Genomic DNA, 16,554 nt, shown 5'->3' on the forward strand with positions numbered 1-16,554 from the left:
AGTACCAGCTCAAACCCCGCGACTGGGCCGCCGCCGAACGCGAGGGACGCACCATCGCCCCCCTCATCACCCGCCTCAACGACATCCGGCGCCGCCACCCCGCGCTGCACCATCTGCGCAATCTGCGCTTCCATCCGACCGACAACGACGCCGTGATCGCCTACAGCAAGACCACCGGCCCCGACTCGGTTCTGGTGGTCGCCAACCTCGACCCGCACCACACCCAGGAGGCCACGGTCTCGTTGGACATGCCGCAACTCGGCCTGGAACGGCACGAGTCCACTTCCGTGAACGACGAACTGACGGGTGAGACCTACCACTGGGGCAGGACCAACTACGTGCGCCTGGAACCGGGCCACCGGCCCGCGCACGTGCTCCATGTCCAGCGATCGTCCACCTCGCCGCAGATAGGAGGGCCCCCAGCACCATGACTGTCAACGAGCCCGTCGCGGACATCTTCGAGGACGCCCCGGCCAGGGACCGCGACCCGGAGTGGTTCAAGCGCGCCGTCTTCTACGAGGTCCTGGTCCGCTCCTTCCAGGACAGCAACGGCGACGGCATCGGCGACCTGAAGGGCCTGACCGCCAAACTGGACTATCTGCAGTGGCTCGGCGTGGACTGTCTGTGGCTGCCGCCGTTCTTCAAGTCACCGCTGCGGGACGGCGGTTACGACGTCTCCGACTACACCGCCGTACTCCCCGACTTCGGCGACCTGGCCGACTTCGTGGAGTTCGTCGACGCCGCCCACCAGCGCGGCATGCGCGTCATCATCGACTTCGTCATGAACCACACCAGCGACCAGCACCCCTGGTTCCAGGAGTCGAGAAAGGACCCCGACGGCCCCTACGGCGACTTCTACATGTGGGCCGACGACGACACGGGCTATCCGGACGCCCGCATCATCTTCGTCGACACCGAGACCTCCAACTGGACGTACGACCCGGTGAGGAGGCAGTACTACTTCCACCGGTTCTTCTCCCACCAGCCGGACCTCAACTACGAGAGCCCCGCCGTCCAGGAGGAGATCCTCGCCGCTCTCCGCTTCTGGCTCGATCTCGGCATCGACGGCTTCCGCCTCGACGCGGTGCCGTATCTCTACGCCGAAGAGGGCACCAACTGCGAGAACCTGCCCGCGACCCACGAGTTCCTCAGGCGGGTGCGGCGCGAGATCGACCAGATGTTCCCGGACACCGTGCTGCTGGCGGAGGCCAACCAGTGGCCGGAGGACGTCGTCGACTACTTCGGCGACTACTCCAGCGGCGGCGACGAATGCCACATGGCGTTCCACTTCCCCGTCATGCCCCGCATCTTCATGGCCGTACGGCGGGAATCCCGCTACCCGGTCTCGGAAATCCTCGCCAAGACCCCCGCCATTCCCTCGAACTGCCAGTGGGGCATCTTCCTGCGCAACCACGACGAGCTGACCCTCGAAATGGTCACCGACGAAGAACGCGACTACATGTGGGCGGAATACGCCAAGGACCCACGGATGCGCGCCAACATCGGCATCCGCCGGCGCCTGGCGACCCTGCTGGACAACGACCGCAACCAGATCGAACTGTTCACCGCCCTGCTGCTGTCGCTGCCCGGCAGCCCGATCCTGTACTACGGCGACGAGATCGGCATGGGCGACAACATCTGGCTCGGCGACCGCGACGCCGTCCGCACCCCGATGCAGTGGACCCCGGACCGCAACGCCGGCTTCTCGTCCTGCGACCCGGGACGCCTCTTCCTGCCCACGATCATGGACCCGGTCTACGGCTACCAGGTCACCAACGTCGAGGCGTCGATGTCCTCGCCCTCCTCGCTGCTGCACTGGACCCGCCGGATGATCGAGATCCGCAAGCAGAATCATGCCTTCGGACTCGGGTCGTACACGGAACTGCCGTCCTCCAACCCGTCCGTGATCGCCTTCCTGCGCGAGTACAAGGACGACCTGGTGCTGTGCGTGCACAACTTCTCCCGGTTCGCCCAGCCCACCGAACTCGACCTGCGCGCCTTCGACGGACGGCACCCGGTCGAGCTCATCGGCGGGGTGCGCTTCCCGGCCATCGGAGAGCTGCCGTACCTGCTGACACTGGCGGGACACGGCTTCTACTGGTTCCGGCTCACCAAGGTCGCATCCCGGATCGGCCGACGAGTCTGAGCGTGTGGCCGACGAAAGGAGGCGTGACCATGCCGAAGACGGCACCCCAGCCGGGCACTGCGGGCCTTGCCGGGTCCGTGGCCTCGCTCGGCTCGCTGCTGCGCGACTGGCTGCCGCGCCAGCGCTGGTTCGCCGGCAAGGACCGGCCCGTCACCGATCTGCGTCTGCTGTCGATGACGGAGCTGTTCCCGGGCTGTCTGCATCTGCTGGTCCACGCCGAACACGCCGACGTCGCCGCCGGTCACGGCGGCGTCCCCGCGCCGGCCGGTACATCCGCGCCGCCGCCCGCCGACTGCTACCAACTGCTGCTCGGCGTACGGCAGCAGCTGGCCCCGCGCCTGCACCGGGCCTTCATCGGCCGCCCCGTGGAGGGCCCGCTGGCCGGCCTGGCGGTGTACGACGCGCTGTACGACCCGCGGTCGGCGCAGCTGCTCCTCGAACGGCTGCGGCGCCCCGGCACGGCGGGCCCCCTGCGCTTCGAGGCCGACCCGTCCGTGCCGATCCCCGGCGGTCTGGTGCCGCGGCTGCTGGACGCCGAGCAGTCCAACTCCTCGATCGTCTACGGCGACGAGTTCATCCTGAAGGTCTTCCGCCGCATACAGCCGGGCGTCAACCCGGACCTGGAGGTGCCGTGGGCCCTGGCCCGGCAGGACTGCAGCCGCGTCCCCGCCCCGGTGGCCTGGTTCCGTACGGCCCGGCCGGAGGCGGCGACGCTCGGCGTGCTCCAGCCGTTCCTGCGCAACGCGGCGGACGGCTGGGCGCTGGCCCTGCGGGCGCTGGCCACCGGTGACGACTTCACCGCTCAGGCCCACCAGTTGGGGCGGGCGACGGCGGAGGTGCACCTGGCGCTGGCCGGTGCCTTCCCCACCGGTGCGCACCGGGACGTCGCCGGCGTGGCGGCGGCGATGACCGACCGCCTGGAGGCCGCGGCGCACAGCGTGCCCGCGCTCAGGCCGTACACGACCCGGCTGCGCACCGCGTTCGCGGCGCTCGCCAGCTGCGACGCCGGACCGCCCGCCCAGCGCATCCACGGCGATCTCCATCTGGGCCAGGTGCTACGGGCCGGGCGCGAGTGGTTCGTCATCGACTTCGAGGGCGAGCCGTCCCGTCCGCTCGCCGAGCGCCGTATCCCCGAGTCCCCGGTGCGGGACGTGGCGGGGATGCTGCGCTCCTTCGACTATGCCGCCCGGCAGCGCCGACCCTGGCGTCCGGAATGGGCGCGCCGCTGCCGGGAGGCGTACTGCGCCGGCTACGCGTCCCGGGCCGGCTGGGACCCCCGTAAGAAACACGCCCTGCTGCGGGCCTACGAGACGGACCGTGCCGTGTACGAAGTGCTGTACGAGGCCCGGCACCGTCCCGACTGGCTCGCCGTACCGATGGCGGCGATCGAACGTCTCGCCGTGAGAGGAGGCTGAACCGATGGCACTGCGCGACACGTCACTCCCCGAGCCGTCCGGACCCGTCCTGCCCGCGGCGGGTGCGGGCAGGACGGCCCCGCCCCTGGACCCCGCCGACCGCGAGCGCCTCGTGTCCGGCGCCCACCACGACCCGCACGCCCTGCTGGGCGCGCACCCGGTGCCGGGCGGGATCGCCTTCCGGGCGCTGCGGCCGTTCGCCCGCGCGGTGAGCGTGGTGATCGGCGGCGAGCGCACCCCGCTCGTCTCCGAGGGCGACGGCCTGTTCTCCGGCGTACTGCCGCTGGACGCGATCCCCGCGTACACGCTGCTGGTCGCCTACGAGCAGGACGAGTACGAGGTCCACGACCCCTACCGCTTCCTGCCCGCCCTCGGCGAGCTGGACCTGCATCTCGTCGGGGAGGGGCGGCACGAGCAGCTGTGGCGGGCGCTGGGCGCGGAGCCGATGACCCACGAGGGCGTGGCCGGCACCCGGTTCACGGTGTGGGCGCCCAACGCCCGGGGCGTGCGAGTGGCCGGTGACTTCACGTACTGGGACGGCACCGCGTTCCCGATGCGCTCGCTCGGCGCCGCCGGCGTGTGGGAGCTGTTCCTGCCGGGCATCGGCGAGGGCGCGCGGTACAAGTTCGAGATCACCTCGCAGTACGGCGGCCGCTGCCTGAAGGCCGACCCGATGGCGCGCCGCACGGAGGTGCCGCCGGACACGGCCTCGATCGTGACGGCCGCGCACCACGACTGGGGCGATCAGGAGTGGATGGCGCACCGCGGGGACGTCCCGGTGCACGAGGCGCCGTTCTCGGTGTACGAGGTTCACCTGCCCTCCTGGCGGCAGGGGCTGACGTACCGCGAACTGGCCGAGCAGCTTCCGGCGTACGTCAAGGACCTGGGCTTCACCCACGTGGAGCTGATGCCGGTCGCCGAGCACCCCTTCGGCCCGTCCTGGGGCTACCAGGTGACGTCCTACTACGCGCCCACCGCCCGCCTGGGCTCCCCGGACGACTTCCGGTACTTCGTCGACGCCTGCCACCGGGCCGGCATCGGTGTGATCATGGACTGGGTGCCGGCCCACTTCCCGAAGGACGACTGGGCGCTGGCCCGCTTCGACGGCGACCCGCTCTACGAGCCCGGGAACGCGCAGCGCGCCGAGCATCCCGACTGGGGAACGCACGAGTTCGACTTCGCCCGCACCGAGGTGCGCAACTTCCTGGTCGCGAACGCCGTCTACTGGTGCGAGGAGTTCCACATCGACGGCCTGCGCGTGGACGCGGTGGCCTCCATGCTCTACCTCGACTACTCGCGCGACTCCGGCCAGTGGACGCCCAATGCGTACGGCGGCCGGGAGGACCTGGACGCGATGGCGTTCCTGCAGGAGATGAACGCCACCGTGTACCGGAGGGCTCCCGGCGTGGTCACCATCGCGGAGGAGTCCACCGCCTGGGGCGGGGTGACCGCGCCGACCGACGGCGGCGGGCTGGGCTTCGGGCTGAAGTGGAACATGGGGTGGATGCACGACTCACTGCAGTACATGAGCAAGGAGCCGGTGCACCGCAAGTACCACCACCATGAGATGACCTTCGCGATGGTGTACGCCTACAGCGAGAACTACGTGCTGCCGATCTCGCACGACGAGGTCGTGCACGGCAAGCAGGCCCTGGTGTCCAAGATGCCGGGCGACTGGTGGCAGCGGCGCGCCAACCACCGCGCTTATCTCGGCTTCATGTGGGCCCACCCCGGCAAGCAGCTGCTCTTCATGGGGCAGGAGTTCGCCCAGGGCGGCGAGTTCTCCGAGGAGCACGGGCCGGAGTGGTGGCTGCTGGACGAGGGCTACTGCGCCGCGGGCGACCACCGCGGGGTGCAGGACCTGGTGCGCGACCTCAACACGCGCTACCGGGACACCCCGGCGCTGTGGCAGCGCGACACCCGTCCCGAGGGCTTCCGCTGGGTCGCCGTGGATGCCGCCGACGACAACGTCTACGCCTTCCTGCGCTATGACGCCGAGGGCGTCCCGCTCCTGGCCGTGTGCAACTTCTCCCCCGCCGTACGGGAGGGCTACCGGCTCGGCCTGCCCGACGACGACGTCACCGCCTGGTGCGAGGTCCTCAACACCGACGCCGCCCGGTACGGGGGCAGCGACGTCACCAACCCGGACCCGCTCAAGCCGGAGGAGGGCGGGATCCGCCTCACGCTGCCGCCCCTGGCCACCCTCTGGCTGGCGCCGTACCCCGCCTGAGCGGTGCCATGGTGGCGGGCGGCCACCGGATCCGGGGACCGTACCCAGGTGTCCGGCCGCCGTCCCGGGGCAGTCGGGGTCGTACGACCCGGTGAGCGGCCGGCGTCGCGGCAGACGGACGGAGAGGCGGCAAGAGGTGCGGACCGTCGGAGTGGAGGAGGAGCTCCTCCTGGTCGACCCGGAGACCGGTGAGCCGAGGGCGCTGTCCGCGGCGGTGCTCGCCCACGCCGAGGCGGACGACGCCGGCCAGGACGTGTTCGAGAAAGAGCTGTTCGGCCAGATGCTGGAGTTCGCCACGCACCCGCAGACGGACATGGCGGCACTCGGCGAGGAGATCGTCCGCTGCCGCAAGGAGGCGGCGCGGCACGCCGGGGAGATCGGCTGCGCGGTGGCCGCGCTGGCCACCTCCCCGCTGCCGGTCAGCCCCACCATCAGCATGAACCACCGCTACCAGTGGCTGGCCGAGCAGTACGGCATCGCCACGCAGGAGCAGCTGGTGTGCGGCATGCATGTGCACGTGGCCGTGGAGTCGGACGACGAGGGCGTCGCGGTCCTGGACCGCATCCGCCCCTGGCTGCCGGTCCTGTTGGCGATCAGCACCAACTCCCCGTTCTGGCAGGGCCAGGACACCCGCTACGACAGCTACCGCAGCCGGGTGTGGGACCGCTGGCCGTCGGCCGGTCCCACCGAGCTGTTCGGCTCGCCCGGGCGCTACCACCGGCGGGTGGCCGACATGGTGGCCACCGGTGTGATCCTCGACGAGAAGATGGCCTACTTCGACGCGCGGCTGTCCGCGCGTTACCCGACGGTCGAGATCCGGGTGGCGGACGTGTGTCTGCACGCGGACACGGCTCAGCTGATCGCCACGCTCGCCCGTGGGCTGGTTCAGACCGCCGCCCAGGAGTGGCGGGCGGGCCGCGAGCCGGTGGACCACAGCGTGAGCCTGCTGCGGCTGGCCGCTTGGCAGGCCGCCCGGGCCGGGCTGGCCCGGGAGCTCCTCCATCCGGTCACCCTGCGGCGGCTGCCGGCCGAGTCGGTGCTGCGGGCCCTGCTGGACCATGTGGCCGAGGCACTCGCCGGCACCGCTGACCTCGACCGGGCCAGGGGCGCCATGAGCGAACTGCTGCGGCGGGGCAGCGGCGCCCGGGTGCAGAGAGAGCTGCTGGAGCGCACCGGGAGCCTGCGCGACGTCGTCACCGAGTGCGTGCGGCGCACCCAGAACTGACTTCGGTCCCGGGGCCCCCGCCTCGGGCAGGCCGCTCTCTGTGGGCGGGGTCTGTGGACGGTACGCCCGCCCCGGGTTCCGGGCCCGGGGTCCGTTCAGGATCCGGAGCCCGATCCGGATCGACGTGGCCCATGCCTGTCGAGTCCCCGATCGGGCCGAGATCAACAAAACGGGGCGACTTCCCGGTTCGGGGCCCCGGCACTTGCTCACCTGGGCTACATTCGACCCGCCCGACAACGGTACTCATCGGTGGAGTCACCCTCCGTATACATCAGGAGCAGCGCATGCGCGACTTCGCCCTCGCTCCGTCCGCCGTGTCCACCCTGGCCGGCGGGCTCGCCGACAGCGTCTTCGAGACCGCGGAGACCCGTCCGACCCTGCCGGTGCTCGCGCGCCGCCGGGACCCCGCCTCCGCCGCGTGGGAGGAGGTGACCGCGGTCGAGTTGCGGGACGAGGTGTCCGACCTGGCCCGCGGTCTGGTCGCCGCCGGGATGTCGCCGGGCCACCGGGTGGCCGTCATGGCCCGCACCCGCTACGAGTGGACGGTGCTCGCCTACGCGCTGTGGGCGGTCGGGGCCGAGGTCGTCCCGGTCCATCCGACCTCCTCGCGCGACCAGGTGGAGTGGATCCTGCGGGACTCCGGATGCGTGGCCGTCGTGGTCGAGGACGAGCAGGGCGTGATGACGGTCGGCTCCGTGTGCGCGTCCCTGCCCCTGCTGCAGCACGTGTGGCAGCTGGACGCCGGGGCGCTGGCCCAACTGGTGGAGCGGGGCGCCATGATACCGCCGACCACGGTCGACTCGCTGCGCCGGATCGTGCTGCCGGACGCGACCGCCGTGATCGCCTACACCTCCGGCACCTCGGGGCACGCGATGGGGTGCGCGCTGAGCCACCGCGCGCTGGCGAGCCCCTGCGACACCCTGCTGGCGGGCTGGGGGCACACCGCCGCGCCCCCGGGCGAGCAGGCATCGGTCCTCGCCTTCCTGCCGTTCTCGCACGTGTACGGCCTGATGGTCCAGGGCCTGTGCATCCGCGGCGGCATTCTGATGGGCCACGAGCCCGACCTGAGCGCGGCGGCGCTGGTGTCGGCGCTGCGCTCGTTTCGTCCGACGTACTTCTACGCCGTGCCTTCCGTCTTCGAGAAGATCTACAAGAACTTCCTGCGCACCGCCCAACAGGCGGGCCGCGGCGTGCTGTTCGAGCGGGCCGCCGCGACGGCCCGCGACTTCGCCGCGGCGCTGGAGCGGCAGCGGACCGGCCGGGGCCCGGGCCCCGGGTTCGACCTGCGGCTGCAACACGCCCTGTACGAGCGGACGGTGTACCGCAAGCTGCGGGCCGCGCTGGGCGGCAGGATTGTCCGCGGCACCTCCGGCGGCTCACCGCTCAGCCGTGAACTGTCCCTGTTCTACGAGGGCATCGGCATCTACGTGCACGACGGGTACGGGCTCACCGAGACCGCCGGCGGGATCACCATGCAGCCGCTGGGCCGGGAGAAGTCGGGGACCGTCGGCAAGGCCCTGCCGGGCACCGTTATCGAGGTGGCCGACGACGGGGAGATCCTGGTGTGGGGGCCCTCGGTGTTCCAGGGGTACGTAGGCGACGAGGCGGCGACCCGGGCCGCGCTGCGCGGCGGCTGGCTGGCCACGGGCGACATCGGCCATCTGGACGCCGAGGGGTATCTGACGATCACCGGGCGCAAGAAGGACATCATCATCACCAGCGGCGGCAAGAGCGTGGCTCCGGCCCTGCTGGAGCAGCGGCTGAGAATGCATCCGCTGATCCACCAGGCGGTGGTCGTGGGCGACAACCGCCCGTGCGTCGGGGCACTGATCACGCTGGACCCGGAGTTCCTGGCCCACTGGCGTGCGGCGCTCGCGCTGCAGGGCGACGCGCCGGGCCGCGAGGCACGCGAGGAGAACGCGCTGCGGGAGGAGATCGGCCGGGCCGTCGCGGCCACCAACAGCGTGGTCTCCCGCTCGGAGTCCATCCGGGTCTTCCGGGTGCTTCCCGAGCCCTTCGACGTGGCCAGCGGGCTGCTCACGCCGTCGATGAAGCTGCGCAGGGACGCCATAGTGCGGCACTACGCCTTCGAGATCGACGCCATGTACCAGGCCCGCGGCCGCACGGCGCGCCGGTCGGCGGGACAGGATCCGGCGGCCGACTGGGACGACTCCGACAACGTCTTCCGCTGAGCTCGTCTCTTGGACAACTTCCTCCCGGCGCGCAGGCGTGGGGTCGGCCGCGCGGGAGTCCTGTGTTCGCATGTTCCCGGCAAAACCCATTGCCCCTGCCCCCGTTCGTGTGCGGAACGGGAGGTGAGCCGTGCTCTTCCTGGTCGCGGCGCTGCTGTTACTGGCCGTAGTCCTCGGTTCGGTGGCCCGTCTTCCGTGGCCCGTCACCGTCGTCCTGAGCACGGTGGTGGTGTGGACGGCGGTCTTCACCGTCCGCGAACGCAGGCGGCGCACTCGGACCGGGAGGGCGTGGGCGATGCGGCTGACCGCGCCACCCCGGCAGTACACCGGCAGGCGCGACACCGAGGGGATGGCCGTCGCCTCCTTCGTTCCCGGCCTCGTCGGACTGGTCGTCCTGAATCTGGTCCTCGGGCCCGTCGCCATCACCCTGGCCCTGATCGCGGTGCGCCGGGATACCTCGCGCCCGTTCCGGGCCCGGCTCGGGCTGGCACTGGGCATCGCCGACCTGGTGATCCCGGCCGTTCTGCCGGCGGTCGGCTACGGCGCCACCTGGACGGCCTCCGGCTGAGCCGGACGGCCGTCCGGGGCGAGCCCCCCTGAGACCGGACCCGCTGGACGCCGACGCGTAGCCTCCGCGCCCATGGGAACAAGACAGTGGGACGCAAGGGAAAGAAAGGACGACTGCCCAGCTGACGACGCCGGGCCGGAAAGGCGAGATGGCAACCGAGCCGCGTTGGGACGACACACTGGCCACCGAAGGGATTCCGAGCCGCACCACCCGCTTCGCGGGTGAGCTGCACCATGTCACGGGTGCGCGCCTCGCCGCGGAGGAGTTCCTCGACGACCTCGCGCGGACCAGACTGCCGACGGCACCGGAGCACTGGGACGACATCCTGCTGGTCGTCACGGAACTCGCGGCGAACGCGGTGCAGTACGCGCCGGGGCCGTTCGAGCTGCGTATGCGCCGGACCTTCGACGGGGTGCACGTGACGCTGAGCGACACCAGCACCACCCCGCCGGCCCCGAGGCCGTTCCATCCCAGCCATGGCGGCGGCGGTATCGGCTGGCATCTGGTCCACACCCTGTGCGACCAGGTCAGCGTCGTGGTCAACGACCACGGCAAGGATGTGCACGTCTTCCTGCCCTGGTGATCCCCGCCCTTTCCGGTGATCCCCTGCCCGGGTCGTCCGGGCCCGGGGAGCGGGGCGGGCGGGCTCAGTCCCGGTCCGGCGCGGCGTCTTCCCGCAGCGGCACCAGCACGCTGATGGTCTTGCCGCCCCCGGGGCACCGGTCGATGACGATCTCGCGCGCCAGCCGGATGATCAGCGGCCAGCCGTACCCGCTGCCGTGGTGAGGGTGCGGAAGCGCGCCGGACCCGAAGGCGACGGGCGGGACGACGTCGCTGTGGTCCCGCGCCGCGAGCCGCACTCCGTGCTGAGCCGGTACCACGTCGAACGCGGCGAGTCCGCCGCCGTGCCGGATGGCGTTGGTGACCAGTTCGGAGACGATCAGCAGGAGGTCGGCGACGTCCTCCTCACGCGCCCTGCGCCCGGGCGAGTCCCACTGTTCGCGCACCATCGACCGTGCGTGGGCGCGTGCCGTCGCGGCGCTGGTAACGGCGGCCGCCGTGCCCCCGGCCCGGGTGGCGACCGACCCGTGCTCGTCACTCCTCACCGGTCGGCCACCACGGGTCCGGCGTCCGGCACCGCGGACCTCACGAGGTGGCCGTCTCGCGCGGCGGCAGCTGGTGGTAGTAACCGCCCACGCGCGTAAGGTACTCCGGGTCCATGGTCTCGCTGTCGGTCCTGAAACGCGGCGCCGCCTTGATCTCCGCCCGGGAGCAGGACACCGTGATCCTCCGCTCCTCCAGGTCGATCTCGGCGACCACGCCGACCGGCACCAGAACGCTCTTGCCGAACACCCACACTCCGGTGTCCACGACCAGGTGCCGCATCCCGGAGGGGTCTGCCTCCCGGTCCACATGACCGACCGTGCCGTCGGTGGCGACGACGCCGAAGCCGGTCAGGTCGAGTCCCTCGGCCCGACCGACCTGCGGCGGGTACGACCAGATCACGTCGATTGTCACGGTGCTCCTTCCTCCCCGGGCGAACCGGTCACGGGCCCTCGGGCCGGCGGTCCCGGCCCGTGGCCTCTCACGCACCAACTACCCTGCTCCGACAATGGCATTCGGCGTTCCGCGGCCATGCGGGTCAGTACGCCGAGGGGTCCGCGGAGCGGGCGGCCCGGCGGCGGCTCAGGGGGCCTGCGGGCGGTGCCGCCCGGTGGTGTCCCGGGGCGGGGCGGTGAGCAGTTCGAGGGTTCCGGTCATGTCCAGCAGTCGCTCCAGGACGGCCGGGCGCCCGTCCAGGTGGAGTGCGATGCCCGCCTCGTCCGTACGGCGCCGGATCTGCAGCAGCGCGGACAGGCCGGAGGAGTCGATGCCCTCCAGCGCCGAGAAGTCCAGGTGAACTGCGCCCACCGGGTGCCGTGCGGCATGACGCCGGGCGAGCAACGCGGTGACCGTGCCGACGAGTTGGTCGTGGGTCGCGTAGTCGAGGTCGCCGGCGACACGCACCACGACGGCGGAGGTCAGGGTCTCCACGGAGAGACTGAAGGGCGATGGCTGAAATGTGGTCATACGAGCGTTTCCGGGGCCTGAGTCTTCCGGGCAGCAGTGTGCTGGTCGGGCGCGTGGTGCGCCAGGGCGAGCGTACGGCAGGCGCATTCGGAGTCGTCCACCGGAGGTGACCTCCCGCGGAAAGCGACGTCGGAAAAATAGGTTTGAGTACCCCCGTTTGCCGACCTCATGCACCCTTTCCTGGGGCGAGAATTCTCCGGGGCGCGCATTGTCGCGAAGTTTTGTTCGGCGCGGTCGAAGTGGGTTAGCCTGCGACGTATTTTCTCATCGCGCAGATCCGTGACATGCGGAAATGCACGCACAACATGCGGGGCGGCGACGACCCGACGAGATGTCCAAGTCCTCATCGCCGAGGACTTAAGGGGAGCGGGACGAGGGTGCGCATGACCAGCGACAGGACCGAGGTCGTCGTCGACACGGTGCCGGGCGACCAGGAACTGAGGCAGCTTCTGGCCGGTCTGACGGCCGTGCGGGACGGCGACTTCGGCACGCGTCTGCCCGAGGACGCCGACGGGCTCATGGGCGACATCGCGACCGTGTTCAACGGCATGGTCGACCAACTGTCCGTGTTCACCTCCGAGGTCACCCGCGTGGCCCGGGAGGTGGGCACCGAGGGGACGCTCGGCGGACAGGCGGAGGTTCCGGGGGTGTCCGGGACCTGGGCCGACCTGACCGACTCGGTCAACGCGATGGCTGGCAATCTGACCACTCAGGTCCGCGACATCGCCCAGGTGGCGACCGCGGTGGCCAAGGGCGACCTCTCCCAGAAGATCGACGTGCCCGCGCGCGGCGAGATCCTGCAGCTGAAGGAGACCGTCAACACGATGGTCGACCAGCTCTCCGCCTTCGCCGGGGAGGTCACCCGCGTCGCCCGCGAGGTCGGCACCGAAGGACGCCTCGGCGGACAGGCCAAGGTGCCCGGCGTCGCGGGCGTGTGGCGGGACCTCACCGACTCCGTGAACTTCATGGCGGGCAACCTGACCAACCAGGTCCGCAACGTCGCCCAGGTGACGACCGCGGTCGCCAAGGGCGACCTCTCCCAGAAGATCACCGTCGACGCCCGCGGCGAGATCCTCGAGCTCAAGAACACCATCAACACGATGGTCGACCAGCTCTCCGCCTTCGCCGACGAGGTCACCCGCGTCGCCCGCGAGGTCGGCACCGAAGGACGCCTCGGCGGACAGGCCGACGTCAAGGGCGTCAAGGGCACCTGGCGGGACCTCACCGACTCGGTGAACTTCATGGCGGGCAACCTGACCGCCCAGGTCCGCAACGTCGCCCAGGTGGCGACCGCGGTCGCCAAGGGCGACCTCTCCCAGAAGATCACCGTCGACGCCCGCGGCGAGATCCTCGAGCTCAAGAACACCATCAACACGATGGTCGACCAGCTCTCCGCCTTCGCCGACGAGGTCACCCGCGTCGCCCGCGAGGTCGGCACCGAAGGACGCCTCGGCGGACAGGCCGACGTCAAGGGTGTCTCGGGCACCTGGAAGGACCTCACCGACAACGTCAACGTGATGGCGTCGAACCTGACCGGACAGGTCCGCTCGATCGCCCAGGTCGCCACCGCCGTGGCCAAGGGAGACCTGTCCCGCAAGATCACGGTCGAGGCCAAGGGCGAGGTCGCGGCCCTGGCCGACGTGATCAACACCATGGTGGACACGCTGTCCGCGTTCGCCGACGAGGTCACCCGCGTCGCCCGCGAGGTCGGCACCGAAGGACGCCTCGGCGGACAGGCCCACGTGCCGAACGTGGCGGGCACCTGGAAGGACCTCACCGACAACGTCAACTCCATGGCGAACAACCTCACCGGCCAGGTGCGCAACATCGCGCTGGTGACGACCGCGGTGGCCAAGGGCGACCTGTCCAAGAAGATCGACGTCGACGCCCGCGGCGAGATCCTGGAACTGAAGACGACCATCAACACGATGGTCGACCAACTCTCCGCGTTCGCCGACGAGGTCACCCGCGTCGCCCGCGAGGTCGGCACCGAAGGACGCCTCGGCGGACAGGCCGAGGTGGAGGGCGTCTCGGGCACCTGGAAGCGGCTGACGGAGAACGTCAACGAGCTGGCCGGCAACCTGACCCGCCAGGTGCGGGCGATCGGCGCGGTGGCCAGCGCCGTGGCGGAGGGCGACCTGACCCGCTCGATCACCGTCGAGGCCTCCGGCGAAGTGGCCGAGCTCAAGGACAACATCAACTCCATGGTGGAGTCCCTGCGCGAGACCACCCGGGCCAACCAGGAACAGGACTGGCTCAAGACCAACCTCGCCCGGATCTCCAGCCTGATGCAGGGCCACCGCGATCTGCCGGTCGTGGCCGAGCTGATCATGGAGGAGCTCACCCCCCTGGTGTCGGCCCAGTACGGCGCATTCTACCTCGCCGAGGAGGGCCGGCGCGGCCCGGAGCTGCGGCTCGTCGGCTCCTACGGCCGGCCGGACGACGACGAGCGGCCCACCCGCTTCCCCTTCGGCCGTTCACTGGTCGGCCAGGCCGCGCGCAGCCGCCGTACCATCACGGTCGACGAGCTGCCCCAGGGCTACGTCACCATCTCCTCCGGGCTCGGCCAGGCGGTGCCGACCGCGCTGATCCTGCTGCCGATCCTGTTCGAGGACCAGGTCCTCGGCGTCATCGAACTGGCGTCGGTCACCGCGTTCACGCCGATCCACCGGGACTTCCTGGAGCAGCTGCGCGAAGCGCTGGGCGTCAACGTCAACACGATCGTGGCGAACGCCCGCACCGACGAGCTGCTGGACGAGTCGCAGCGCCTGACGGCCGAACTGCAGGCCCGCTCGGCCGAGTTGCAGTCGCAGCAGGAGGAGCTGCAGCGCTCCAACGCCGAACTGGAGGACAAGGCCTCGCTGCTGGCGACACAGAACCGCGACATCGAGGCGAAGAACCTGCAGATCGAGCAGGCCCGGCAGGAACTCGAGGCCCGGGCTCAGCAGTTGTCGCTGGCCTCGAAGTACAAGTCGGAGTTCCTGGCGAACATGAGCCACGAGCTGCGCACCCCGCTCAACAGCCTGCTGATCCTCGCCCAGTTGCTGGCCCAGAACCCCTCGCGCAACCTGACCCCGAAGCAGGTCGAGTACGCGGGCATCATCCACTCCGCGGGCAGCGACCTGCTGCAGCTGATCAACGACATCCTCGATCTGTCGAAGGTCGAGGCCGGCAAGATGGACGTCAGCCCGGAGCGGGTGTCGCTGCGCCAGCTCATCGAGTACGTCGAGGCCACCTTCCGGCCGATGACGAGCCAGAAGGGCCTGGACTTCGCGGTGACCACGGCGGCGGGCGCGCCCGCCGACCTGCTCACCGACGACTCCCGGCTGCGGCAGATCCTGCGCAACCTGCTGTCCAACGCGGTGAAGTTCACCGAGCAGGGCAGCGTCGAGCTGTGCATCGAGCCCGCGGCGGACGACGAGGTGCCCCAGGGTGTGGTCCGGGGCGGTGCCGTCGTGGCCTTCCGGGTGAAGGACACCGGCATCGGCATCCCCGAGCAGCACCTGGAGACGATCTTCGGCGCGTTCCAGCAGGCGGACGGCACGACAAGCCGCAAGTACGGCGGGACCGGCCTCGGTCTGTCCATCACCCGGGAGATCGCCCATCTGCTCGGCGGTGCCGTCGCGGTGGACAGCTCGCCCGACCGGGGCAGCACCTTCACCCTCTTCCTGCCCGTGACCCGTCCCGACTTCGAGCAGCTGCTCGGCAGCGGGCGGTCCACGGACAAGGCGCCGGCCGAGCTCCTTCCGGCCGGTGCGGCGGACCGTCTCTCCACCGCCCCGCAGCCGGGCACACAGCGCCGGCGCCCGCGCCGGCTGCTGGTCGTCGAGGAGCGGCCGCGCGGCCTGCTGACCCTGGTCGCCGAAAGCGTGGTCGCCGACGTGAACCGGCACAGCCCGGACGACGGCACCTCGCTGCCCACGGTGGAAGTCATCACCGCCGTCGGGGCGCAGGAGGCCGCGGGCGCACTGGCCGCCGAGCCGTGCCACTGTGTCGTGCTCGACCTGGACATGCCCGAGGGTGAGGCGTCCCGGTTCCTGCAGGCGCTGGACGGCGACTCGGCGCTGGCCGGTGTGCCGGTACTCGTCCACAGCGGTCACCGCCCGGACGTGGCCCGGGCGGAGGCGCTGCGGTCGCATCCCGACGGCGCCTCGATGGAGTTCCTCTCCAGCCTGGACGAGCTGCGTGAGCGGATCTCCCTGCACCTGTCGGCCGAGGAGCCGGGAGATGTGCTGTCCCTGGTGCGGGCCGACGACCCGCAGGAACTCGCGCCGCCCGTCGACGGCTCCTTCGCGGGCCGCACCGTCCTGGTCGTCGACGACGACGCGCGCAACCTCTTCGCGCTCAGCGGGATCCTGGAGCTGCACGGCTTCCGGGTGCTGCACGCGGAGAACGGGCGCAAGGGCATCGAGACACTGGTCGGCAACCCGGACATCGCGCTGGTGCTGATGGACGTGATGATGCCGGAGATGGACGGCTACACCGCGACGGCCGAGATCCGCAGACTGCCGCAGTACGCGAAGCTGCCGATCATCGCGGTCACCGCCAAGGCGATGCCCGGGGACCGGGAGAAGTCCCTGTCGTCGGGCGCGAGCGACTACGTCACCAAGCCCGTCGACACCCACGACCTCATCGCCTGCGTCCGGCGCTGGCTGTCCGCGTGAGCGCGCCGGCGCCCGCCCCGCGCGCCGGCGGGACGGGCTCAGCC

The 16,554-nt window shown here is 70.9% G+C and carries 12 protein-coding genes; 9 read left to right on the forward strand and 3 right to left on the reverse strand.

Going from position 1 to position 16,554, the window contains the following annotated elements; translation table 11 throughout:
* The 8 genes from ACH4UM_RS28375 to ACH4UM_RS28410 form a co-directional block, all read left to right on the forward strand.
* The coding region (locus ACH4UM_RS28375; protein ID WP_398185111.1) for a DUF3459 domain-containing protein at nt 1-431 on the forward strand (431 nt) is incomplete at its 5' end.
* Nucleotides 428-2,146 (forward strand): maltose alpha-D-glucosyltransferase, encoded by a 1,719-nt coding sequence (treS, locus tag ACH4UM_RS28380; RefSeq protein WP_398185114.1) that lies wholly within the window; start codon nt 428-430, stop codon nt 2,144-2,146. The genes ACH4UM_RS28375 and treS, both read left to right, overlap by 4 nt.
* 29 nt (nt 2,147-2,175) lie before the next feature.
* Nucleotides 2,176-3,561 (forward strand): maltokinase, encoded by a 1,386-nt coding sequence (locus ACH4UM_RS28385; RefSeq protein WP_398185117.1) that lies wholly within the window; start codon nt 2,176-2,178, stop codon nt 3,559-3,561.
* A 4-nt stretch (nt 3,562-3,565) separates the two neighbouring features.
* Complete coding sequence (gene glgB / locus ACH4UM_RS28390; protein ID WP_398185119.1) at nt 3,566-5,791, forward strand: 1,4-alpha-glucan branching enzyme; 2,226 nt, start codon at nt 3,566-3,568, stop codon at nt 5,789-5,791.
* A gap of 136 nt (nt 5,792-5,927) precedes the next feature.
* The gene (locus tag ACH4UM_RS28395; protein WP_398185122.1) at nt 5,928-7,016 is read left to right on the forward strand and encodes a glutamate--cysteine ligase; all 1,089 of its coding nucleotides are present in this window, start codon (nt 5,928-5,930) and stop codon (nt 7,014-7,016) included.
* A 284-nt stretch (nt 7,017-7,300) separates the two neighbouring features.
* Nucleotides 7,301-9,208: an AMP-dependent synthetase/ligase gene (locus ACH4UM_RS28400; protein WP_398185125.1), complete on the forward strand. Its 1,908-nt coding sequence runs from the start codon at nt 7,301-7,303 to the stop codon at nt 9,206-9,208.
* Nucleotides 9,209-9,503: 295 nt separating this feature from the next.
* A complete protein-coding gene (locus tag ACH4UM_RS28405) occupies nt 9,504-9,776 on the forward strand; it encodes a DUF4190 domain-containing protein (RefSeq protein ID WP_398185588.1) in 273 nt (90 codons plus the stop codon).
* 148 nt (nt 9,777-9,924) lie between these two features.
* Nucleotides 9,925-10,359, forward strand: coding sequence for an ATP-binding protein (locus ACH4UM_RS28410; protein WP_398185128.1), 435 nt, complete (start codon nt 9,925-9,927; stop codon nt 10,357-10,359).
* Nucleotides 10,360-10,423: 64 nt separating this feature from the next.
* Here ACH4UM_RS28410 and ACH4UM_RS28415 read toward each other — a convergent pair whose 3' ends face one another.
* The 3 genes from ACH4UM_RS28415 to ACH4UM_RS28425 all read right to left on the reverse strand — a co-directional run bounded on the left by ACH4UM_RS28415 (nt 10,424) and on the right by ACH4UM_RS28425 (nt 11,810).
* Nucleotides 10,424-10,882: an ATP-binding protein gene (locus tag ACH4UM_RS28415; RefSeq protein ID WP_398185130.1), complete on the reverse strand. Its 459-nt coding sequence runs from the start codon at nt 10,880-10,882 to the stop codon at nt 10,424-10,426.
* 40 nt (nt 10,883-10,922) lie between these two features.
* Nucleotides 10,923-11,294: a PRC-barrel domain-containing protein gene (locus ACH4UM_RS28420; RefSeq protein ID WP_398185132.1), complete on the reverse strand. Its 372-nt coding sequence runs from the start codon at nt 11,292-11,294 to the stop codon at nt 10,923-10,925.
* A gap of 168 nt (nt 11,295-11,462) precedes the next feature.
* Entirely contained in the window at nt 11,463-11,810 is a 348-nt protein-coding gene (locus tag ACH4UM_RS28425) for an STAS domain-containing protein (protein ID WP_398185134.1), read from the reverse strand.
* Between the two features lie 419 nt (nt 11,811-12,229).
* Between ACH4UM_RS28425 and ACH4UM_RS28430 the strand changes: the two genes are divergently transcribed.
* Nucleotides 12,230-16,510 carry a HAMP domain-containing protein gene (locus ACH4UM_RS28430; RefSeq protein WP_398185137.1) on the forward strand — a complete coding sequence of 1,427 codons (4,281 nt, stop codon included), beginning with the start codon at nt 12,230-12,232 and terminating at the stop codon, nt 16,508-16,510.
* Nucleotides 16,511-16,554: the final 44 nt, after the last annotated feature.

Source organism: Streptomyces sp. NPDC020801, from assembly GCF_044334385.1.
Classification (GTDB): Bacteria; Actinomycetota; Actinomycetes; order Streptomycetales; family Streptomycetaceae; genus Streptomyces.

Excerpts from the sequence above, each read along its gene's own strand:
- treS (WP_398185114.1), top strand. The coding sequence starts at position 428 with ATGACTGTCAACGAGCCCGTCGCGGACATCTTCGAGGACGCCCCGGCC.
- ACH4UM_RS28385 (WP_398185117.1), top strand. The coding sequence starts at position 2,176 with ATGCCGAAGACGGCACCCCAGCCGGGCACTGCGGGCCTTGCCGGGTCC.
- glgB (WP_398185119.1), top strand. The coding sequence starts at position 3,566 with ATGGCACTGCGCGACACGTCACTCCCCGAGCCGTCCGGACCCGTCCTG.
- ACH4UM_RS28400 (WP_398185125.1), top strand. The coding sequence starts at position 7,301 with ATGCGCGACTTCGCCCTCGCTCCGTCCGCCGTGTCCACCCTGGCCGGC.
- ACH4UM_RS28405 (WP_398185588.1), top strand. The coding sequence starts at position 9,504 with ATGCGGCTGACCGCGCCACCCCGGCAGTACACCGGCAGGCGCGACACC.
- ACH4UM_RS28410 (WP_398185128.1), top strand. The coding sequence starts at position 9,925 with ATGGCAACCGAGCCGCGTTGGGACGACACACTGGCCACCGAAGGGATT.
- ACH4UM_RS28430 (WP_398185137.1), top strand. The coding sequence starts at position 12,230 with ATGACCAGCGACAGGACCGAGGTCGTCGTCGACACGGTGCCGGGCGAC.